Origin of the sequence: Sorangium sp. So ce887 (genome assembly GCF_051521455.1) — a bacterium.
GTDB lineage: Bacteria > Myxococcota_A > Polyangia > Polyangiales > Polyangiaceae > Sorangium.
In genome coordinates this window covers 1,187,593-1,209,391 of the sequence record NZ_CP150354.1, presented here as the reverse complement: position 1 = coordinate 1,209,391, position 21,799 = coordinate 1,187,593, and the positions used below count along the sequence as shown (strand labels likewise).

Below are 21,799 nucleotides of genomic sequence, written 5' to 3'. Positions count from 1 at the left end.
GAAGAGATGAAGAGAGCAAACGACAAGGGAAGCAGGCGAACGCGGCCATCATGTGCGCGCCCTCGCGCACCATGTGCGTTGCTCTGATTCAGGCTCTTTCCTGTTGCGACGTTTCACTTGCTGTGGTGCGCCCGTTCGAGGCGGATCGAGTTGTTCCACCACCTGGCATCGAGGGTGTGTATGCTACGCGCGAAGGTCGCGAGTCCGCAAGAGCGCGCGCGGCGTCGGCCTGTACAGCAACGGAAGCTCTTCGCACAGGGAGAGAGCAATGAACATGGGTCGGAGTTCACAGCGGCGGCCGCGAGCAGGGTGCCTCGCGCGCGCATCGGGCGCCGCCATCGCAATCGCAGGAGTGCTTTCCACGGCATCTCTCGCGCACGCGCAGAGCCCTGCCGCCGGCGTCGCCCCGGAGCCGGCCGCTGCGCCCGCCACCGGAGCGGCCGCCGCGCCGCCCGCCACCGGAGCGGCCGCCACGCCGCCCGCTACCGGAGCGGCCGTTGCTGCGCCCGCCACCGGAGCGGCCATCGCTGCGCCCGCCACCGGAGCGGCCATCGCTGCGCCCGCCACCGGAGCGGCCGCCGCTGCGCCCGCCGCGACCGGAGAGGCTTCCCTTGCCGCGCGGCTCGACGCGGCGGAGAAGAGATCGGCGGCGCTCGAGAAGCGCCTCGCGACGCTCGAGGACGCGCAGGTCTCGCCGGAGGACGATGACAACAGGGAGCTCCTCCGGCTCTACGGATTCATCGACGTCGGCGTCCAGCGCACGTGGGTCCCGGAGAACTCGGGCCTCGCGGCCGTCCTCCCGCAGGCGAACGCGCTGAACTTCGTCGTGGGGAACATGAACCTCTACCTCGACGCGCAGCCGAGCGATCACTTTCGCTTTCTCGGGGAGCTGCGGTTCACGACCTCGCCCGGCGGCGCCCCGGTCCCGGTGACGGGGCCGCTGCCGCCCGACCTGGCGGCGCGGACGACCACGCAGCCGTACGGGACCTTCGACTCGACGGGGATCGCGATGGGCTCGCCGACCACCTATGGCGGGCTTGTGTCGATCGAGCGCGCCCACGTCGACTGGACGCGCTTCAACCTCTTCAAGGTGCGCGTCGGCCAGTTCTTCACCCCGATCGGCATCTACAACGTCGACCATGGGAGCCCGGTGCTCATCACGGCCGCCGTCCCTTACTTCATCACATCGCGCCTGTTTCCCACGCGGCAGACCGGGGTCATGGTCTACGGCAACACGTTCACGGGCCCGTGGGAGCTCGGGTACAACGCGTACGTGAGCAACGGGCGCACCGAGAACGCGCCGTTCGCCTTCGACGACAACCGCGGGTTCGGCGGCCGCCTGCACGCCAGCTACGAGGACCCCGGCAAGCTGACGTTGAAGCTCGGGGCGTCGTTCATCGCGAGCAGGTCCCGCGACTGGGTCTCCGATACCAAGCTCGGCGAGTTCGCTCCGACCATCCACTCGACGTGGGCGCTCCGGGAGTACGTCGGCGCCGGAGACGTCTCGCTCGACGTCGGGAAGACGCGCCTGCGCGCGGAGGCGGCGGTCATCCGCGCGGTCTTCGAAGAAGGGAAACGCCAGGGGGGATTCGGGTTCTTCGCACCGAACGCCTGGAAGACCTCCGCGTATGCCGTGGCGGCGCACCGGCTGGATTTCCTGAACATGGAGCCGTTCGTCATCGGCGCCACCGTGCACGCGCCGTTCTCCGGGCACGACACCATGTTCCAGGTCGGCGGCGGTCTGAACTTCTATATCACCCCGGACGTCACACTTCGGACCCAGGTGCTGCGCACGATCATGACCGTCATGCGTGAGGAGAACAAGGTGCCGGAGTTCCCGGTGCTGGACTTCCACACCACGAACGCTCTCGCTCGTCTCATCCTGGCCTTCTGAGAGAGGTTCAACGCAATCATGAAGCGTTTATCCCTTCTGCTCCTCCTGGCCCTCCTCGGCATGACCCCGTCGGCTTCGTCGTTCGCGGAGGAGGACGAGATCGTCATCGTTGTCAACCAGGCCAACCCCGCGCGGGCGGCGGGGCGCGACACGCTCCGCCCGCTCTTCCAGACGACGCGTACGGAGTGGTACGGCAGGTCGGCGATGCCGGTGAACCTCCCCGAGGACTCCTCGATGCGGCAGCGCTTCGACATGGCGGTGCTGGGCCTCGATCCCGAGGGCGTCGCCCGCTACTGGATCGATCGAAAGATCCGCGGCGGCGAGCGGCCGCCGCGCAAGGTGCCGAATTCGAGCGCCGTCCTCCGCGCCGTGGGCGAGCAGGCTGGCGGCATCGGGTACATGGCCGCCAGCGATGTCAACCCCACCGTCAAGGTGATCGCGCGCATCCGCGACGGACAGGTGGTGCCGCCGTGAGCCTGTCGAGAGAGGAACGAACGATGGACATCCAGTCGTCTCGCCTGTTGCTGTCCAGCTGCCGTGGGGCCTTGGTCGTCGTCCTTGGCGCCCTTTCCGCGGCGATGCTTGTGGGCTGCTGGGACTCGGACCCTTGCGACCCGGGCCAGGTCGTCTTCTTCAACGGCTGCCTTCAACCCCTCCCGCCGCCCCCCCCCACCGGCAGCGGCAGCACCACCGGCACCGCCAGCACCACCGGCGCCACGGGCACCGGCGGAGGCGGCGCCACCGGCACCGGCGGCGGTGATGGCAGTGGCGGCGGCGCCACCGGCACTGGCGGCGGTGATGGCAGTGGCGGCGGCGCCACGGGCACTGGTGGCGGCGCCACGGGCACCGGCGGCAGCGGCGCCACGGGCGGCGGCGGTGGCAGCAGCCCCGCGGGCACCGGCGGCGGCGGCGCCTAGAGCACCGGTCCGCTTGCAGACCGAGAATGAACCACAGAGGACAGGCAGGGGAATGGCACCTTCATTTCTCTCTCCTCTGCGTCTCTCTGTGGTTCAAAATCTCTCTTTCTCGCGGCCTTTCAACCTGTTCGGTGTTCTAGAGTCGAGTCCGAATGAGAAGGAGTCGACCGTCCCGACGCCAGAGACGCCAGGATGACAACCCCTGGGTCTCTCTGACGTCCTGGCGTCTCTTGCCTGATCCGCTTCGCGCCGCCCCCACGCTCCTTCGCCACCCCAGGCCGTCCTCCTGTGCATGCGCCCCCGAGCGGCGGTCGCCCGCACAGGAGACGGGTCCAGCTCGGCGTTTTCGGCGCGCAAGCGCACTCCGGTGCGCTGAGCACCGAAAGCGCCGAGATGGGCCCGTATCCGAAGCGGGCGCCCGCCGCTCAGAAGAGGATGAGTTTGCCGTCGAGGGGGAGCGGGGACGCGTTCGAGAACACCAGGGAGCTCTCGTCGAAGTCGCCGCTCAACGAGACGAGCACCTCGCCCTTCAACGTCCTGAAAGAGTAGCAGAACTGCTGCTTGCAGTTCCGGGTCCGGCGCTCCACGTCGCTCGGGTGGCGCAGCTGCGGCAGCTCGGCGTGAAGCGCTATCTGGAACCGGGCGAGGCGGCTCTTCACCTTGCCCATGAGCTGATTGGCCACCTCGCGCATCCAGTCGCCGACGCCGTCGGCCATGGGCGGCACCCCGGTCATGGAGCGAAACACGCCAGGGTGCGCAGACAGGGCCAGCACGCCGGAGAAGCCGCGCGCCGAGAACTCGACCGTGCTCGCGGGATCGCTGTGAAGGCGCACCTCCTCGCGGCTATCTCCAGCGTCCGCCGGCGCGATGGCGACACCGTAAAAGTGAAAGAGCTCCACGGTCGCGCCCTGAACCAGGACGTCGATCGTCCGCACCTTGCGCGACGGAGGCGGCCGGGAAGTAGGCGACGGCTCGCTGGGCGGGCTGGAACGCCCGGGCACGGATGGCGGCGCAGGTCGCTGCGAGGAGCTCGGGGCGCGGTGCTCGATGCCCGGGCGCTCGTGGATGCTGGGCCCAGGCCGCGCCTCGGACTGACGATCGCTGGTGATGCCCCGGCGCCGCACCATACTAAACGCACAGCGTAGCTCATCGATCCTTTATGGGGCAATGATGTTCGCGGACGAGATGCGCGAGCACGCCGCACCACGCTCACCCACGTCAATCGACATGTGCCCCCTTGTGGGTGCCCCCGGCCGCGCGGGTGTTCCACGCCCGGCCGGCAGAGACGCGCTGCGCACGCGTCGGGCGGCGCTCGGATCGGCGCCTGCCGGTCGAGATCCTCGTCAGGCGCTCGCGCGTGACGGGTCGCACGGCGAGCTCCACAAGGAGGTTGACACCGGAGAAAGTTCCAGGATTCCCTGAATGCCCCATGCTGAAGCGCAGAGATTTCCTTCGAGCCACCCTCGTTACCGCCGGCGCGCTGGTCGTCCCGGCCTGCGGCGGCGACCCCGAGATCATCAATCCGCTCGACGCCGAGCCCGAGCGCGAGCTCACCGACGGCTCCGCGTACTTCCCCCAGTCGATCGCCTCCGGCGACCCACGCCCCGGCAGCGTCGTCCTCTGGGCCCGCGTGCAGGACGGCGAGGAGGATCTGGATCTCGAGGTCGAGGTCGCGACCGACGCCGGCTTCACGCAGCGGGTGGCGCTCGACGCCGGGCAGGCGAAGGTGAAGGCGCTCGCGAGGCACGATCACTGCGTCAAGGTGAAGGTCCGCGGCCTGTCGGCGGGCGCGGTCTACTACTACCGCTTCGTCTACGTGAAGGGCGACACGGGCTACGTGTCTCGCGTGGGGCGCACCAAGACCGCGCCGGCCGAGGGGGCCGACGTCAAGGTCCGATTCGCCTACGTGTCCTGCCAGGATTACATCGGACGGTTCTACAATACCTACCTGGCGCTCGCCCGGGAGGAGCTCGACTTCTTCGTCCACCTCGGCGACTACATCTACGAGACGACCGGCGATCCCAGCTTCCAGAGCACCGGCGGGCGCCGCGTCGTCTTCACCGACGCGGCCGGCGCCATCGCCCTCGGCGAGGGCGATACCGCCTTTCACGCGGCCAGGTCGCTCAGCAACTACCGGGAGCTCTACAGGACCTATCGCTCCGACGCGAGCCTCCAGAAGGTCCACGAGAGCTTCCCGATGATCGCCACGTGGGATGATCACGAGTTCTCGAACGACGCCTTCGGCGCGACGGCCACCTACTTCGACGACCGGAAGGACGAGACCGACGTGGAGCGCCGCAAGGCCGCCAGCCAGGCCTGGTTCGAGTACCAGCCCGTCGATTACGGCGACGACGTCGAGCAGGCCCCCGGCGCATCGCTCCCGGACAATTTCCGCATCTACCGCGACTTCGTGTTCGGCCAGCACGTCCACCTGGTGATGACGGATCTGCGCAGCTACCGGCCGGATCACCTCATCCCCGAGGGCGCCTTCCCCGGCACGGTGGTGCTCGATCAGGGAAAGCTCGGGGCCGAGCTCGGGGATGTCCCCGAGCTCGCCATGCCGTACGTGGACGATATCGAGACGTACGCCGACGGCATCTACGCCTCGGTCCTCAAGGGGGCCGCGGAGGCCGCCGGTTACGACGCCGCCGAGGTGACGGGGAAGATCAGCGTCCTCGTCATCAACCAGATCGTCGCCGGCGTGAACGAGGGCCTGCCGGCGGACGTGCAGATCCCGCTCATCGATGCGGCGGAGTCGAACTTCTTCGATCGGGGCATCGCGTACGTGGATCTCGGCAAGTTCAGCGCCCACGGCGCGATCGGGGCTCGCTACCTCACGATCAAGGACACCTTCGATGTCTACGCTGCCATCCGTTACAAGGAGACGCAGGGCGCGAGCGAGGACATGATGGGCGCCGAGCAGGAGTCCTGGTTCCTCGACACCATGGAAGGCTCGAGGGCGACCTGGAAGGTCTGGGGCAACGAGCTCTGCCTCCTCCCGCTCGCCGTCGATCTCGGCCCCTACAGCGTCCCCGAGCAGTTCAAGCGTCGCTTCATCATGAACGCCGACACCTGGGACGGGTTCCCCAGCAAGCGGAACGAGCTCCTGGAGCGGCTCGCCGAGCTGGGCGGCGTCGTGGCGATCACCGGCGACATCCACGCCTTCTACGCGGGGACGGCGGGCCCGAGCGGCGATCCCTCGAAGAAGATCGTCGAGTTCGTGGGCGGCGCGGTCTCGTCGGCGTCCTTCCGCGAGATGCTGCTGAGCCAGCTGGCCGGCGATCCGGTGCTGAGCGCGGTCCCGGGGGCCACGCTGCTCGCCGCCGGCATCGACGGTCTGCTCATGTCGACCGAGACGAAGGTGAACCCCCACCTCGCTCACGCCAACAGCTATGCCCACGGCTATGTGGTGATCGAGGCGAGCGGGGAAGAGCTCGTGGCCGACATGCGGAGCATCGACGCCGCCGAGGCGCTGACCGATCACGCGGAGAACAGCGGCTTGCTGGAGGTCGGGAGCGAGCGGTTCCGCACCCTCCGCGGGGAGAGCGAGATCTACCGGGACGTCCGCGGCGCGTGGAAGCGCTGGGATCCCGCCACGCAGAAGTGGATCTGAGCCTGCACGCTCGGCGGACGCCGCGCGCCCGGTGAAGGCGCCGGCGAAGCTGTCGCCGGCGCCGTAGTCGCCGAGGACGCGGGCCGGCGCGGGCGGCGCGGTGCCTCCGGGGCGAAGGACGCGGACGGGGCGCCGCGGCGGCGCCCGCCGCCGGGTAAGGCCGGCGGCGCGCCTTGGAAAAAAAATCGAGGGCTGTCAGACGCCGGAGAGCCGTGGCGTAGGAAAGGGAGGTGGCCCGAGCGCCACACCTGGGCTGCGCCCGCCTGCGAGCCGGGGCGAGCTGCCGTCGCGCGCCTGCGCGCGGAGGCGGGCGCGCGACGATCGCGGGACGCGGACGTCGCGCGGCCCGAGGGTTTTGTCTGCCGAGCTTCTCATCGACGATCGATGTGCAGAGGAGATCATCACCATGCTTCAGGACGCATTCAACCGACCCATTCTTCACCCTGCGCCATGCCTCGCTGCCGCGCTCGTCGCGGGCTGCGAGAGGACGGACGCCTCATGAGAAGGCTCACCAAGAGCGCGCTCTCCGCGGCCCTCGCCGTCTGGGGAATCTGCGCGAGCATGGGAGATGCGCGCGCGGCCGAGGGCGCCGCCGCGTTCTGGGACAACCCCGTCGAGGTGGAGGTGTCCGACGGCACCCTCACCCGCGGCCCCGGCTGGGGCTGGAGCGCGGGCGCCTCGTCGGTCCAGCAGATCGAGGCGGGCGACGGGTTCGTGGAGTTCTCCACGAACGAGGCGGACCGGACCAAGATCGCCGGGTTGAGCCACGGCGATGACGACCCGTCTTACTGGGACATCGATCACGGGCTGCTCCTGCGCGGCGACGGGGGCGTGGAGATCCTCGAGCAGGGTCATGGACAGGGCTACTTCGGGACGTACGAGGCGGGTGACGTCTTCCGCGTCGAGGTGTTCAATGGCCAGGTGCGCTACCGCAAGAACGGGGTGGTGTTCTACACGAGCGCCACGGCGCCCACCTACCCGCTCGGGCTCGACGCCAGCCTGCACGACGAGGGCGCGACCGTCACCAGCGCCCAGGTCACGCGCTGCGCGGCCGGGGACACGAGCTGCATGCCGCCGGGGTTCTGGAAGAACGTCCGCTACGCCCCGGCGAACGGGGCCTTGCTGACGCGCAGCCCCGGCTCGGGCTGGCACGCCGGGGCCTCGTCGGTCGAGGAGATCGAGGCGGGCGACGGGTTCGTGGAGTTCTCCACGAGCGAGGCGGACCGGACCAAGATGGCCGGCCTCAGCCACGGCGACTCCGATCAGGGCTACTGGGACATCGACTACGCGATCTCCCTGCGCGCCGACGGAGGCCTGGAGATCGTCGAGCAGGGGCATGGTCAAGGCTACTTCGGGACGTACGAGGCCGGCGACGTCTTCCGCGTCGAGGCGTGGGGCGGCCAGGTGCGCTACCGCAAGAACGGGCTGGTCTTCTACACGAGCCACACGGCGCCGACCTACCCGCTCGCGCTGGACACCAGCCTTCATGACGAGGGCGCGACCGTCACCAGCGCGCAGGTCACGAGCTGCGCGGCCGGGGACACGAGCTGCATGCCGCCGGGGCTCTGGAAGAACGTCCGCTACGCCACCGCCAACGGAGGCTTGCTGGCGCGCACCGCCGGCTGGGGCTGGCACGCCGGGGCCTCGTCGGCAGAACAGATCGAGGCGGGCGACGGGTTCGTGGAGTTCTCCACGAACGAGGCGAGCCTCCAGAAGATGGCGGGCCTCAGCCACGGCGATGGCGATCAGGGCTACGGGGACATCGACTATGCGATCTTCCTGCGCGCCGATGGAGGCCTGGAGATCGTCGAGCAGGGTCACGGACAGGGCTACTTCGGGACGTACGAGGCCGGCGACGTCTTCCGCGTCGAGGTGTTCAACGGGCAGGTGCGCTACCGGCAGAACGGGATGGTGTTCCACACGAGCAACACGGCCCCTACCTACCCGCTCGGGCTGGACACCAGCCTGCACGACGAGGGCGCGACCGTCACCAGCGCCCAGGTCACGCGCTGCGCGGCCGGGGACGAGAGCTGCATGCCACCGCAGGCCTGGAAGAACGTCCGCTACGCCATCGCCAACGGAAGCCTGCTGACCCGCGATGCCGGCTGGGGCTGGCACGCCGGGGCCTCATCGGTCGAGCAGATCGACGCGGGCGACGGGTTCGTGGAGTTCTCCACGAACGAGACGGACCTCCAGAAGATCGCCGGCCTCAGCCACGACGACGTCGACCAGGGCTACGGGGACATCGATTACGCGATCTACCTGCGCGACGACGGAGGCCTGGAGATCCTCGAGCAGGATCACGGACAGGGCTACTTCGGGACGTACGAGGCCGGCGACGTCTTCCGCGTCGAGGTGTTCGACGGTCGGGTGCGCTACCGCAAGAACGGGATGGTGTTCCACACGAGCAACATGGCGCCCACCTACCCGCTCGGGCTGGACACCAGCCTGCACGACGAGGGCGCGACCGTCACCAGCGCCCAGGTCACGCGCTGCGCGGCCGGGGACACGAGCTGCATGCCGCCGGGGCTGTGGAAGAACGTCCGCTACGCCACCGCCAACGGCGGCTTGCTGACCCGCGATGCCGGCTGGGGCTGGCACGCCGGGGCCTCGTCGGCAGCGCAAATCGAGGCGGGCGACGGGTTCGTGGAGTTCTCCACGAACGAGGCGAACCTCCAGAAGATGGCAGGCCTCAGCCACGACGACGTCGACCAGGGCTACGGGGACATCGATTACGCGATCTACCTGCGCGCCGATGGAGGCCTGGAGATCTACGAGCAGGGGTATTGGCAGGGCTTCTTCGGGACCTACCAGGCCGGCGACGTCTTCCGCGTCGAGGTGTCGGGCGACCAGGTGCGCTACCGCAAGAACGGGATGGTGTTCCACACGAGCAACACGGCCCCTACCTACCCGCTCGAGCTGGACACCAGCCTGCCCGACGAGGGCGCGACCCTCACCGGCGCGGAGGTCACGAGCTGCGCGGCCGAGGACGCGAGCTGCATGCCGCCGGGGTCGTGGAGGAACGTTCGCCATGCCACGGCGAGCGGAAGCTCGCTGACGCGCACCGCCGGCTGGGGCTGGCACGCCGGGGCCTCATCGGTCCATCAGATCGAGGCGGGCAACGGGTTCGTGGAGTTCTCCACGAACGAGGCGAACCTCCAGAAGATGGCAGGCCTCAGCCACGGCGACGCCGATCAAGGATATGGGGACATCGATTACGCGATCTACCTGCGCGCCGATGGAGGCCTGGAGATCTACGAGCACGGGTATTGGCAGGGCTTCTTCGGGACCTACCAGGCCGGAGACGTCTTCCGCGTCGAGGTGCTCGGCGGCCAGGTGCGCTACCTGAAGAACGGGACCGTGTTTTACACGAGCACGACGGCGCCCACCTACCCGCTCGCGCTGGACACCAGCCTGTACGACGAGGGCGCGACCCTCACCAACGCGACGATCTCGGGCGCCGGCGGCCCGACCGCCGGGTGCGGCGACGTGGGACCCGGCGACGAGCTCAGCGACACGAAGGTGCCGACGTTCTGCAATCACCCCACCACGATGCCGAACGGGAGCGCGCCCCCGATGGGGCAATACTTCGGCCACACGTGCACCTCGGTCGTGATCCAGACCATCTACTACGAGAACACGTCCGGCAATCACAGCGGGCTCGATTTCTCCGTGCCGGCGCGCAGCCCCCTGTACTCGGTCGGCTATGGCCAGGTCATGTGCGCCGGGCCAAACGCCTGCACGGACAGGTTCCCGATCGCCCAGGGTGCGCCCTTCCAGATCGATCTGACGATCCGCTATGGCGCCGTGTACGTCATCTACGGGCACGCCGCGTCGAGCCTGGTCGCGGAGGGCGATCTCGTCGTCCCGGGGCAGGAGATCGGCGAATCGTCGGACTGGCCGGGCAACGATCACCTGCACTTCGAGGTCCGCCGCGTCGCCGACAACAAGGCGCCGAACCCGGTGCCCTTCTTCTCGCCGGACCTCCAGAGCTATCTCGAGGGCACCGTGTCCGACGCGCACTTCTGCACGGGGCACTTCGACGATCAGGCGGACGTGGGCTTCACGATCCATCCACAGCTCGAGGAGCGGCCGTGCACGGACGCGAACGACGGGACGACCGGCCCGATCCGCTGCCAGGAGGTGTGCTCCCAGTACAGCCCCGCGAACTGCGAGGTCATGACCTTGCCCGACGGGGACCAGGAGGTGCACGAGTACTGCAGCGTCTTCGCCTGCGGCGGCGGCACCTTCGCCTGCGGGCTCCGCCGGAACACGGCCGCCCAGGCGTGCCAGTGACGCCCGCGCCCTGACACCGCACATCCGCCCAGCCTGCTGAGCCGAGCTCGCCGGCGCCGCCGCCCCAGAGCCGCGGTGGTGCCGGCGAGCGGGCCGCTCACCTCTCCCGACCGGTGACATCCCGGTGACCTTCCCGTGCGATCCTGCGCCCGTGCTCTCCCCTCGGGCCAGCCGGCTGCGCGACTGGGCGCTCTTCGCCGCCGCCGCGAGCGTCCCCGCGATCTGCGTCGGCGTCCTCGGCCTGCGCGCCCTCGCCAACGAGGCCGACGGCGCCCGCCGCGAGGTGGCGCTCGGGCTGTCCACCGCCTCCGCCCGCCTGTCGCGCGCGCTCGACCAGGAGACCGACAGCGCCGCCGCCGCCCTCGCCGCCCTCCCGATCGACGGCGCCCCCGAGGCCGCCGCGGCGGCGCTCGCCGGGATCGCGCCGCCGTTCTCCGCGCCGGTGCTGCTCGCGCCGGATCGCTCCGTGCTGCTGCCGCCCGAGGCCGCGCTGCCGCTTGCGCCCGCGCCCGAGGGGTGCGCCGCGCTGGCCCGCGCCGCCGCCGGGCCGGACGCCCAAGGCCGCGCCGGCGCGCGCCGCGACTTCCTCGCGCGCTGCGCCGAGGCCCGGTCGCCCGCGGGGCGGTGGCTCTGGCCTGTCCTCGCGCTCGACGCCGCGGAAAGCCGCGCCGTCGACGTCGACCAGCCCGCCGTCGCCGCGTGGCTCGAGGCGCACGCGGCGGGGCTCTCCGAGGCGGAGCGACAGGCCGCCGCGATCGAGGTGGACGCCGCGCTCTCGGGCGAGCCGCGCGAGCGAGCGCGCGCGGCCCTCGCGGCCCCGCGCCCGGAGCGGGACGCGCTCGTGGCCGAGCTCCGGCGCGGAGGCCTCGACGCCGAGCTGCGCGCGCGCCCCGACGCGCGCGGGCTCGTCTCGTGGCGCGCGGGCGCCTCCGCGGGCACGCTGCGGGCGCTCCCGGACGGGCGCTCCGCCGGCTTCGTGATCCACGCCGGCTCGCTCGCCGGCTGGCTCCGCGGCGGCGCGGGCCCGGTGCCGCCCGACGTGCGCGCCGACGTCCTCGCCGGGGCCGCCGGTCGGGCGCCCGCCGCGCCCGAGCTCGGCGGCGCGCCCGCGGCCCTCCTGTCGATCGCGCCCGAGCTCGTCGTGCGGCTCTCGCCCGCGGATCCGGCGGCCGTGGCGCGGCACGCGGCGCGGGGCAAGCGGCTGCTCGTCGGCGTCGGCGCCGCCGCCGCGGCGCTCGCCCTCGGGCTGGCCGCGCTCCTGTTCGCGCGCATGCGCGCCGCCCGGCGCTCCAGCGAGCTGCGCACCGACTTCGTCGCCGCCGTCTCGCACGAGCTCCGGACGCCGATCGCGTCGGTGCGCATGCTCGCGGAGCTGCTCGAGGAGGGGCGGCTCGCGCCGGAGGAGCACCGCGAGGTGTTCGAGGCGCTCGGGCGCGAGTCGCGGCGGCTCGGCGAGACCGTCGAGCGGCTGCTCGGCTTCAGCCGGATGATGGCCGGACGCGCGGCCGCCGATCGCGCCCCGGCGCGCGTCGCGGAGGCGGTCGCGGCCTCGATCGACAGGTTCGAGGAGCGGAACCCGGAGATGCCCAGGGTCGAGCGCGATCTCGACCCGGCCGCGGAGGCGAGCATCGACGCGGGCCAGATAGAGCTCGCGGTCGACAACCTCCTCGCCAACGCCCTGAAGTACGCGCCGCTCGCCGCCCCCTACCGCGTCCGCGTCGCGCGCGAGCGGGGCGGCGTCGGGATCGCCGTCGAGGACCGCGGCCCGGGCGTCGCCCGGCGCGACCAGCGCCGCATCTTCGAGCCGTTCGAGCGCGCCGACGACCGGCTGAGCCACGCCGTCTCGGGCAGCGGCATCGGGCTGTCGCTGGTCCGGCACGTCGCCCGCGCGCACGGCGGCAGCGCCCGCGTCGAGAGCGAGCCGGGCCGGGGCGCCGCGTTCACCCTGTGGATCCCAGGACCGAAGGAGCCGACTCCATGACCGAGAAGACGCCCCATGGCAGGCTGGAGACCGTCCTCGTCGTCGAGGACGACCCGACGCTGCGCCTCGGCCTCCAGAAGACGCTGCGCTCGGCGGGCTTCCGCGTCGAGGTGGCGAAGACGGGCGCCGAGGGGCTCTCGATGGCGCTCGCCGCGCGGCCCGATCTCGTGCTGCTCGACGTGATGCTGCCCGAGATGAACGGCTTCGAGATCTGCGAGGAGCTCCGCCGGCACGACGCCGACCTGCCCATCCTGATGGTCACCGCCAAGGGCGAGGAGCAGGATAGGGTGCGGGGGCTCCGGCTCGGCGCGGACGACTACATCGTGAAGCCGTTCGGCGTGTCCGAGCTCCTCGCCCGCGTCGACGCGGCGCTCCGGCGGCGGCGGCTCGGCGACGCCGAGCGCGCGGTCGTGCAGTTCGCGGAGGTCGTCGTCGACTTCCGCGCCCACCGCGTGGAGCGGCGCGGGGCGCCCGTCGAGCTCACGGCGCTCGAGATGAAGCTCCTGCGCTTCTTCGTCGAGCGCGAGGGCGCGCTCCTGCCGCGCCAGCGCATCCTCGACGCGGTCTGGGGCGCGGACTACTTCGGCACCGATCGCACGGTCGACAACTTCATCAACCGGCTGCGCGCGAAGCTCGAGCCCGACCCGCGTTCGCCGCGGCACCTCGTGACCGTGCGCGGCGCCGGCTACCGCTTCACGCGCGCTCCGGCGCCGGAGACAGAACGGTGACATGGCGAGGACGGAGCCAACAAGGGCAGCGCGCACAATGCCTCTCACGCGCTGCCGCAAGCGGGCCGCGCGCCGGAGGACACGAATCGCCATGAACACGATCCATCACCGCGCCGCCGCCGCCATCCCCCTCGGCCTGCTCTTCCTCGCCTCGTGCGTCGAGGGCCCGGAGACCACCGCGCCGGGCGCCGAGGTGCGCGTCGAGATCTCCGCGGGCACCGACAGGCGCCCCGACATCTCGCTCGCGATCGAGCAGGCCGAGCGCAGGCTCGACGCGGGCCGGGAGATCGCCGCCGCGCGGCAGGCGCTCACCGAGGTGCTCGCCGATCCGGCGCTGGCGCCGGATCAGCGCGATCAGGCGAGGCTCGCGATGAGCCGGGTGCTCGAGGCGGAGGGCGACCGGGAGGCCGCGATCGCCGCCGTGGAGTCGCTCCTCGGCGATCACCCCGTCGGCGAGCCCTGGTCGTTCCAGAAGGCCGCCGAGGGGCGCCTGCGCCTCCTCGTCACCGGCAGCGAGGAGATGCCGCTGCCGGAGGAGCCGATCGATGCGAGGCTCGCGTCACCGTTCGCCCGCGCGCTCGCGCGGTATTTCCCCGTGCCGGAGTCCGATCCCCGGGAGCTCACGATCCGCGTGTTCGCGTTCGGCGGGAGCCGGGAGGTGAGCGAGCGCCTCAGGACGTTCGCGCTCCCGACCGCGATCCGCGCGCTCCGGCAGGAGGCCTGCCCGCGCTGCGACGACCAGGTGGCGATCGACCACACGTCGTCCCGGACCGACGGCTGGGCCCAGATCCCGGCCGCCCGGCCTCTGCTTGGGTCGAGCCTCGCGGTCTTCTACTTCGATCTCGGCAACCAGCGCATCCCCGCGCGGTACGACGCGGAGCTGCCGCTGCCCTCGGCGGACATCGTCGCGCGGCTCGAGAAGGGGGAGGGGCTCATCGCGGTGCGCGAGCGCGGCGGGGCGCCGCCCGCGATCCTGATCGCCGCGCCGCGCCAGGCGCAGCTCCCCGCGGTCGAGGAGGCGCTCGCCGCGATGGCGGAGCTGCCCGCGGGGCCGGTCGCGGTGCCGCTGCCGAGCGAGCTCGAGCCCGCGGAGATCCAGGCCGTGGTGCGGGGCTCGTTCGGCCGCTACCGCGTCTGCTACGAGGAGCTCGTCGCGCGGAGCCCGGCGGCGGCGGGGTCGGTCCCGCTCACGTTCGCGATCCTGGGCAACGGGACGGTGGCCGACGCCGCGGTCGACAAGGCCAGGTCGACGCTGCGCGACGCGACCCTGGAGAAGTGCATGGTGGCTGCGACGAGGGCGCTGACGTTCCCGGGCATCGGGAAGAAGACCACGGTCGTCTATCCGATCGAGTTCTCCCCCGGCGACTGAGCGAGGCACCGGCGCCCGCGGCGGGTGGCTACTGCGCGAACGCGCCGATGGTGAGCGTCGGGCCGTCGTTGCGCGGCTCGGCCTGCTGGTGCAGCGAGTACTGGTGGTCGACCGGGGGGAGGCCGTCGAGCGCCGCGCCGGCGCCGATGAGCGGCGCGCCCGTGGCCGGGATGAAATCGTGGGATGCCGCCGAGGCGAACGCCGGGTCGACGCCGAAGATCGAGCTGTCCAGGCCGTCCACCCGCCCGAGCAGCCTCGGGCCCGGCACGGGGTCGAACGCGGTCCACCCCTGCCTCACCCAGTTCCCGGCGAGGAGGAGGACCCCGGACGCCACGTCGTCGCGGTCCCCGAGGAAGGTGACCGCGCGGAGGGACGTCGGCTCGTGGCTGCTGGCGAACACGTTGTTGCGCGCGTCGATCCGCTCGTCGTTGGTCGAGGCCTCGAACACCGCAGAGCGCTCGTAATCCAGGTACGTCTCGTTCTTGACGAAGACGGTGTTCGCGAAGAAGCGGAGCGTGCCCTTCCGGTAGTACTCGGTCTGCCCGCTGTCCCCGCCATAGTGGATCATCGACGGGCCGTAGCCGGTGCGCAGGAGCACGTTGCCGTAGATGAAGGTCTCGTGGAACGACGGCATCGCGACCGAGTCGGTCGCCTCCTGCGCGTCGACGAGGTCGATCAGGTGGGCGCCGTCCTCGATCCAGTTGTACCGGATCACGACGCCGGCCGAGCGCTCCTTGATATTGTTGCCGTTGCCGCCGCGCGTGGGGCCGAAGCGGTTGAACTGATAGATGACGTTCGACGCCTCGTTGTAGACGTTGTGCTCGTTGTAATCCGAGAGGCTGCCGTTGTCGTGGATGTAGTTCGACTCGATGAGCACGTTCGTGGTGAGGATGTCCCCGCCGGCCGTGCCGATGAAGAGGCCGTTGGCGTTCTCGTGCACCTCGCAGCCGCGGACGGTCACGTGGTCGCCGCGCTCCACGAAGACGCCGGCCGCGTTGCGCGCGTAGGGCGCCGCCGATCCCGCCTTGTCGGTGAAGCCGAAGGGCGTCGAGGCATTCTTGATCTCGAGCCCCTCGATCGTGATGTGGCTCGGTCCGAGATCGTACGGGTCGTCGTGCTTGTGCCCGACGACGATGAGCCCCCTCACCTGGTGGCCGTCGAAGGGGAAATCGAGCTCGGGCCGGGTGGTGGCGTCCTCGCCGTCGATCACCGGCAGCTCGCCGTTCGGTCCCGAGACGCCGCAGAGCCGGATCGGCTGCTCCGCCGTCCCCTGGCCGCCGAGCATGATCTTCTCGCGGTACCCCTCGGCGCGCCAGAAGACGCGCACCGTGTCGCCCGCGACGAGCGACTCGAGCGGCACGTCGCCGATCGCCTCGAACTCCTTGCCAGGGCCGACCTGGTAGTCCTTGCCGCTCCCGACGTGGGTGCAATCGATGTTGACCGGAGGGATGTTGACGGGCGGCGGGAGCGTCACCGGGCCCCAATCCGTGCCGTCATCCGTCGTTCCGCCGAGCTCGCCGGTGCAGCCGGCGACGAGGAGCAACCCGGTGAAGCAGGCTCGAACTCTCACAGAAGCGTCCTCCTCATTCATTGAAAAGTTCCACTGGAATTTTACAATACCGCGGTGAGGCATTCTTGCCCCGGTGAGGCAAGATGACACGCCTACGTCCGTTGTCATCCGACCGAACACTGCTGTTGTCGCAGATCCTGCGCTTCAGGTAGCAGGATGTAATCCGAGCTCGGGCCCGACGCCGCGTCCGCGAAGCCTTGCTGGCGGTGCATTCCTTACATTGGACATAGCGGTGCTTCTGCGAGAAGCGTTTGAACCGCCAAGACGCCGAGGACGCCAGGAAGAGAATTTTTTGGCCCTCTTGGCGTGCTCGACGCCTTGGCGGCTCTCTTCATCCGCCGCTGTTCACGTTATCCGAGGCGATGACATGCACTATGCACCTGGCGCATGAGTCCCATGTGGCCTATGAGTTGGATCTCACCGAGGAGCTCGCTAGTTATTCACGACGAAGACGAGCCCCGGCTCGGCGAGCGCTCGATACCGATCTTCGGCGAGCCCGACGAACGCGCCAAACAGCACGGCTCGAACATTCCTGGGAGAATCGAGGACTGAAGCCATGAAGCGAACGAGGCCGAACGGCGTGAAATCCATCGAAGATCTCGATCTCCTCGCCGCGCCCGGGCGGCGAGGGACGGCGCTCGCCGGCGCGGTCGTCCTCGCGGCGTCCGGCCTGACCTCAGGCTGCCTCGGCGGCGACCGCGACGGGTCCCCGAGCGACAGCGGGCTTGTCGACGTCGCGCCAGCGAGGATGCGCCGGATGACACCGGAGCAATTCACGCGCTCGATGCGCGACCTGTTCGGCGATCCGGCGCTCGATCTGGACCTGGATCCGGACACGGGAGAGGTCGCCTCGCTGCTCGCCGTGGACAAGCTCAACGCCGCGGCGGAGGCGATCGTCGCGCGACGCCCGTCGTGGGGGACACCGGTGTTCCCGTGCGACACGAGCGGCGCGGAGGACACCGCGTGCGTGGACAGCTTCGTGCGGACGTTCGGGCGTCGCGCCTTCCGGCACACGCTCGACGAGGCCGAGGTCGCGATGCTCAAGGACCAGTACACCCGGGCGCGGAAGGAGCAGTCGTTCGAGGACGCCCTCCTGGTCGTGCTCAAGACCATGATCCAGTCGCCCAGCGTCTATTACTTCGTCGAGCTCGGCCGCGAGGGGGACGGGAGCGAGGCGCTCGCCTCCGGCGTCCGCCCGCTGACGGGCTGGGAGCGGGCGGCGCGCCTGTCGTATTTCCTGTGGAACACGACGCCTGACGACGCGCTGCTCGACGCCGCGGAGTCCGGCGCGCTCGACACGGCGGAGGGCGTGCGCGAACAAGCGGAGCGGCTCCTCGCGGACGACCGCGCCCGGGCCACGGCGAAACGCTTCTTCGCCGACTGGCTCGAGCTCGACGGTACGAACAAGCACGCCTCGCTCGAGAACGCGCCGAAGAGCGCCGAGATCTATCCCGAGGATTCGCCCGCGCTGCGCGCCGCCATGCGCACCGAGATCGAGGCCCTCGCGGAGCGCGTGATCTTCGAGGGAGACGGCCGCTTCGAGACGCTGCTCACGACGACAGACGCCTATGTGAACGGGCCCCTCGCCGCGCTCTACGGGGTGGAGGGCCCCCCGGACGACAGCACGTTCGCCTGGGTCTCGCTGCCCGGCGATCAGCGCGCGGGGATCTTCACGCGGGCAGCCTTCCTGAGCGTATTCGGGAGCGTCGAGGTCAAATCGCCGATCCGCCGCGGCGCGTACCTCCTGGAGCAGGTGCTCTGCCGCCCCCTCGGCCCTCCGCCGCCCAACGCGAGCGACGTGCCGGTCAAGGGCGGAGCCGCCCTGGAGAACGGCGCGCTCGTGCACCGGACGATCCGCCAGGATGTCGAGGCGAAGACGTCGAGCGGCACCTGCGTGAGCTGCCATAAGGCCATCAACCCGATCGGCTTCGCGTTCGATCATTACGACGCGCTCGGGCGCTGGCAGGCGCAGGAGACGGGCGGGGGCGCAGAGAGCCCGTACACGCTCGACATCGACGCGCGCGGCAGCCTCCCTGCGCTCGGTCCGGACGGGGTGGCCCTGGAGGTCGACGGCGGCGTCGAGATGTCGGCGGCCCTCGCGGCGAGCGCCGCGGCGCGCGCTTGCCTCACGCGGCACTTCTTCCAGACGGCGCTGCGGCGCGTCCCCATCGACCAGGATCTCGCGTCGATCGAGGCGGCCACGCCGGCGCCCGAGAGCGGCGGCAGCCTGCGTGACCTCATCGTCGCCCTCGCGACGAGCAACGCCTTCCTGCACCTGCGCCAAGCCGAGGAGTGAGCCCATGAACCGCGCCGCTTTCAGCCGAAGGAACTTCCTCCGAACCGCGACCGGCCTGTGCATCGCGCTGCCGTTCCTCGAGGCGACGCACGGGGACGTGTGGGCCGCGGACGGCAGGGCCAGGCGATTCATCGTGTTCTTCAGCCACGGGGGCACGATCACGTCTCGGCATTCCTCCGGGGCGAAGGGGGATCCGTGGAAGCCTGGCGCCTGGAGCCTGCTCGACCTCTGGGCCCCAGGCGGCGAGGGGCAGGCGCTCGAGGTCCTCGGCGAAGAGATGGCCGCCCTTGAGGACCACAAGGGCGACCTCACCCTGCTCCGCGGCGTCGACGACGCCGCCGGGAGCGTCCAGGGAGACTACGGCGGGCACCACGGCTGCTCGAACGCGACCGTGCTCACCTGCGCCGACACGACCTCGGGAGGCGACGACGCCAGGGCGCTCGGCCCGTCGATCGATCAGGTGATCGCCCAGCGGCTCGCCGGCGAGAGACCGACGCCGTTCTCGTCCATCGATCTCATGGTCGACGGGCACAACTACGGAGAGCCGCTGTACGGCGCCGCGGGGGAGCAGGTGTCCACCGAGAAGGACCCGACGAGCGCGTTCGACCGGCTCTTCAAGGACGTGACGGAGTCCGGCTCGGGTCCGACGCCCGAACAGCTCCGGATCCGCGCTCAGCGGAAGAGCGTGCTCGACGGCGTGAGCGAGCAGCTCGCGACCTTGAAGGGGCGCGTGAGCGCGGCCGACAGGCACCTGCTCGACGCGCACGCCGAGCACATCCGGGGCCTGGAGAAGAAGCTCGAGGGCGTCGCCAACCTGGCGGCTTGCACGAAGCCGGATGTCGGCGGCGCGCCCGTGTACCAGGGATATGGATCCTACACGGGGGGAGGGATCAAGGAGGTCGCGCCCCTCATGGTCGACATCCTGCTGCACGGGTTCCGCTGCGGCCTCACGCACGTCGCCACGCTCCAGATCGCCGACGTCCTGACGAGCTGGCTGCCTCAGCCTTACACCACCGACCTCGGCCACAGCCTCGGCCACGCCGGCCTCGATGTCGGCCCGAGCGGCGCGGAGCCCGACAAGCTCGAGGACTGGCGCGCGACCATCCTCGCGAACCGCAGCTGGCGCATGGAGATCTTCGCGCGCCTGCTCGACGGGCTGAAGAGCACCCCCGAGGGCGACGGCACGATGCTCGACAACAGCGTCGTGCTCTTCACGAGCGAGTTCGGGTGCGGAGGGGGGCACTCGCCCCGCGATATCCCCGTCCTGCTCGCCGGCAAGGCAGGCGGCAGGTGGCCGGGCGGCCGGCACGTCAACTACGACAAGCGCGCGAGCGCGGACCCCGCAGAGGCCGAGTACGAGACCGACGTCTCGATGCACAACGTGTACACATCGATCCTGCGCGCCTTCGGCCAGGAGGACGCGCACTTCGGGAACGACACAGCGTACAAGAAGGGCCCTTTGGCGGAGCTGCCGTAGGCCTGCTCAGCGGTGGACGTGCTCTGTGGACGCCGCCGCCTCGAGCACCCGGGACGACGCGGAGAAGGCGGGGTTGTCGCGCCGGAGGGGCATCTTGCTCATCGCCCGTTCGGCCATGGCGGTGATGGTGAGCGACGGATTCACGCCCAGGTTCGAGGGCACCATCGAGCCGTCGACAACATACAGGTCCTCGTGGCCGAACACCTGGTTGCGCTGGTCGATCACCCCGCGCTCCGGGCTGTCGGCGATGGCGCAGCCGCCGAGGATGTGCGCGGTGGTCGGGACGTTGAGCACGGCCTCGTTGATGGCGTTGCGCGGGGTGCCGTTCATCAGCACGCCGAGCCGCCTGCCGACCTCGTTGGCGATGGGGATGTACGCCGGCGGCTTCGGCTGGTCGGGCGGCCTGTGCGTGGTCATGCCGCCGCGCTTCCAGACGAGCTGCATGTAGTTGTCCACCGTCTGCATCACGAGGAGGATCGTGGAGCGCCTCGCGAACTTGAACGGCAGGAGCCCGAAGATCAGGTCGATGGGGTGGAGCAGCCGCCGGCCGAGCCAGCGCAGCCAGCGCGGCAGCCCCGGCCCGTCGTCGGTGAGCACGGTGCCCAGCGCGCCCATCACGTCGGAGCCGGCCGGGTAGCGCACCGGCTCGATGTGCGTGCGCTCGTCCGGGTAGATGCCGCTCGTGATCGCGATGCCACGGGAGTAGTCGACCCGGTCGTCCCTGGCGGTCACGCCGAGGATGACCTCGCTGTTGGTGCGCACGTAGTTGCCGAGCTGCCCGGAGAGGTGCGGTAAACGGCCCTCGGCCCTCGCCTCGAGCAGGAGCTTCACCGTGCCGAGCACGCCGGCGCTGAGCACCACCCCGCGCGCCCGGAGCGTGCGTCGCCGCTTGCCGAACACCGCGGTGGAGCGCTCCAGGGTGAGCTCGTAGCCGCCGCCCGGGAGCGCGTCGATGGCCGTGACCATGGTCTCGGGCTGGATGGTGCAACCCTTCTTCTCGGCCAGGTAAAGGTAGTTGAGATCGAGCGTGTTCTTGGCGCCGAAGCGACAGCCCACCATGCAGCCGCCGCAGTGGACGCACGTGGCGCGCTCCGGCCCCTCGCCGCCGAAGAACGGGTCAGGCACGCGCTGCCCCTCCTGCTCGCCCTCCTTCGCGAAGAGCACGGCCACGTTGGTTACGTGGAACGTGTCCGCGCGGCCCATCTCGTCGGCGATCTGCCGGAGCTGATGGTCCGCCGGCCAGAGCTTCGGGTTCGCGGTCACACCGAGCATGCGCTTCGCGGTCTCGTAGAAGGGCATCAGCTCGTCACGCCAGCTCGTGCCGGCGGGCCAGCCCGGGCTGGCGAAGGCCTCAGGCGGTGGCACGAGGAGGGTGTTGGCGTAGACCAGCGAGCCGCCCCCCACGCCTGCGCCCGAGAGAATGAGCGTGTCGCGGAGCAGGGTCAGCCGCTGGATTCCGTAACACAGCAGCCTGGGCGCCCAGAGGAACTTCCGGACATTCCAGTTGGTTTTCGGGAAATCCTCCTTGCCCCAGCGCTTGCCGCACTCGAGCACGGTGACCTTGTAACCCTTCTCGGCGAGGCGCAGCGCCGAGACGCTGCCCCCGAAGCCGGAGCCCACGATCGCGAAGTCGACGTCGAAGTCCATTGTACGCACCT

At 70.6% G+C, this 21,799-nt stretch carries 13 protein-coding genes; 10 read left to right on the top strand and 3 right to left on the bottom strand.

Features of this window, described 5'->3' with window-relative positions:
• The first annotated feature begins 352 nt into the window (after positions 1-352).
• The 3 genes from WMF36_RS04595 to WMF36_RS04585 are packed head-to-tail and all read left to right on the top strand — an operon-like array spanning position 353 to position 2,811.
• The gene (locus WMF36_RS04595) at positions 353-1,894 is read left to right on the top strand and encodes a hypothetical protein (protein WP_437578396.1); all 1,542 of its coding nucleotides are present in this window, start codon (positions 353-355) and stop codon (positions 1,892-1,894) included.
• A gap of 18 nt (positions 1,895-1,912) precedes the next feature.
• Positions 1,913-2,368, top strand: a complete 456-nt coding sequence (locus tag WMF36_RS04590; RefSeq protein WP_437578395.1) for a hypothetical protein — start codon at positions 1,913-1,915, stop codon at positions 2,366-2,368.
• The gene (locus tag WMF36_RS04585) at positions 2,365-2,811 is read left to right on the top strand and encodes a hypothetical protein (protein WP_437578394.1); all 447 of its coding nucleotides are present in this window, start codon (positions 2,365-2,367) and stop codon (positions 2,809-2,811) included. The genes WMF36_RS04590 and WMF36_RS04585 overlap by 4 nt, the downstream gene beginning before the upstream one ends.
• Positions 2,812-3,236: 425 nt before the next feature.
• Here WMF36_RS04585 and WMF36_RS04580 read toward each other — a convergent pair whose 3' ends face one another.
• A complete protein-coding gene (locus WMF36_RS04580; protein WP_437578393.1) occupies positions 3,237-3,746 on the bottom strand; it encodes a chemotaxis protein CheX in 510 nt (169 codons plus the stop codon).
• A gap of 494 nt (positions 3,747-4,240) precedes the next feature.
• On the opposite strand from WMF36_RS04580, the gene WMF36_RS04575 reads away from it, so the two are divergent.
• From WMF36_RS04575 to WMF36_RS04555, 5 genes are all read left to right on the top strand, one after another.
• Positions 4,241-6,424: an alkaline phosphatase D family protein gene (locus tag WMF36_RS04575; RefSeq protein WP_437578392.1), complete on the top strand. Its 2,184-nt coding sequence runs from the start codon at positions 4,241-4,243 to the stop codon at positions 6,422-6,424.
• Positions 6,425-6,922: 498 nt separating this feature from the next.
• Positions 6,923-10,720, top strand: coding sequence for a M23 family metallopeptidase (locus tag WMF36_RS04570; protein ID WP_437578391.1), 3,798 nt, complete (start codon positions 6,923-6,925; stop codon positions 10,718-10,720).
• Positions 10,721-10,871: 151 nt separating this feature from the next.
• On the top strand, positions 10,872-12,701 hold the full coding sequence (locus WMF36_RS04565; protein WP_437578389.1) for an ATP-binding protein: 1,830 nt from the start codon (positions 10,872-10,874) through the stop codon (positions 12,699-12,701).
• The gene (locus WMF36_RS04560) at positions 12,698-13,429 is read left to right on the top strand and encodes a response regulator transcription factor (protein WP_437486892.1); all 732 of its coding nucleotides are present in this window, start codon (positions 12,698-12,700) and stop codon (positions 13,427-13,429) included. The genes WMF36_RS04565 and WMF36_RS04560 overlap by 4 nt, the downstream gene beginning before the upstream one ends.
• Positions 13,430-13,520: 91 nt before the next feature.
• A complete protein-coding gene (locus WMF36_RS04555; protein ID WP_437578388.1) occupies positions 13,521-14,798 on the top strand; it encodes an AgmX/PglI C-terminal domain-containing protein in 1,278 nt (425 codons plus the stop codon).
• A 28-nt stretch (positions 14,799-14,826) separates the two neighbouring features.
• Here the strand turns inward: WMF36_RS04555 and WMF36_RS04550 are convergent, their stop codons facing one another.
• Positions 14,827-16,368 carry a right-handed parallel beta-helix repeat-containing protein gene (locus tag WMF36_RS04550; RefSeq protein ID WP_437578387.1) on the bottom strand — a complete coding sequence of 514 codons (1,542 nt, stop codon included), beginning with the start codon at positions 16,366-16,368 and terminating at the stop codon, positions 14,827-14,829.
• 556 nt (positions 16,369-16,924) lie between these two features.
• On the opposite strand from WMF36_RS04550, the gene WMF36_RS04545 reads away from it, so the two are divergent.
• The gene (locus WMF36_RS04545; protein ID WP_437578386.1) at positions 16,925-18,664 is read left to right on the top strand and encodes a DUF1592 domain-containing protein; all 1,740 of its coding nucleotides are present in this window, start codon (positions 16,925-16,927) and stop codon (positions 18,662-18,664) included.
• A 4-nt stretch (positions 18,665-18,668) separates the two neighbouring features.
• Positions 18,669-20,141, top strand: a complete 1,473-nt coding sequence (locus tag WMF36_RS04540) for a DUF1552 domain-containing protein (protein WP_437578384.1) — start codon at positions 18,669-18,671, stop codon at positions 20,139-20,141.
• Positions 20,142-20,147: 6 nt separating this feature from the next.
• On the opposite strand, the gene WMF36_RS04535 is transcribed toward WMF36_RS04540, so the two are convergent.
• On the bottom strand, positions 20,148-21,788 hold the full coding sequence (locus tag WMF36_RS04535) for a GMC oxidoreductase (RefSeq protein ID WP_437578383.1): 1,641 nt from the start codon (positions 21,786-21,788) through the stop codon (positions 20,148-20,150).
• Positions 21,789-21,799: the final 11 nt, after the last annotated feature.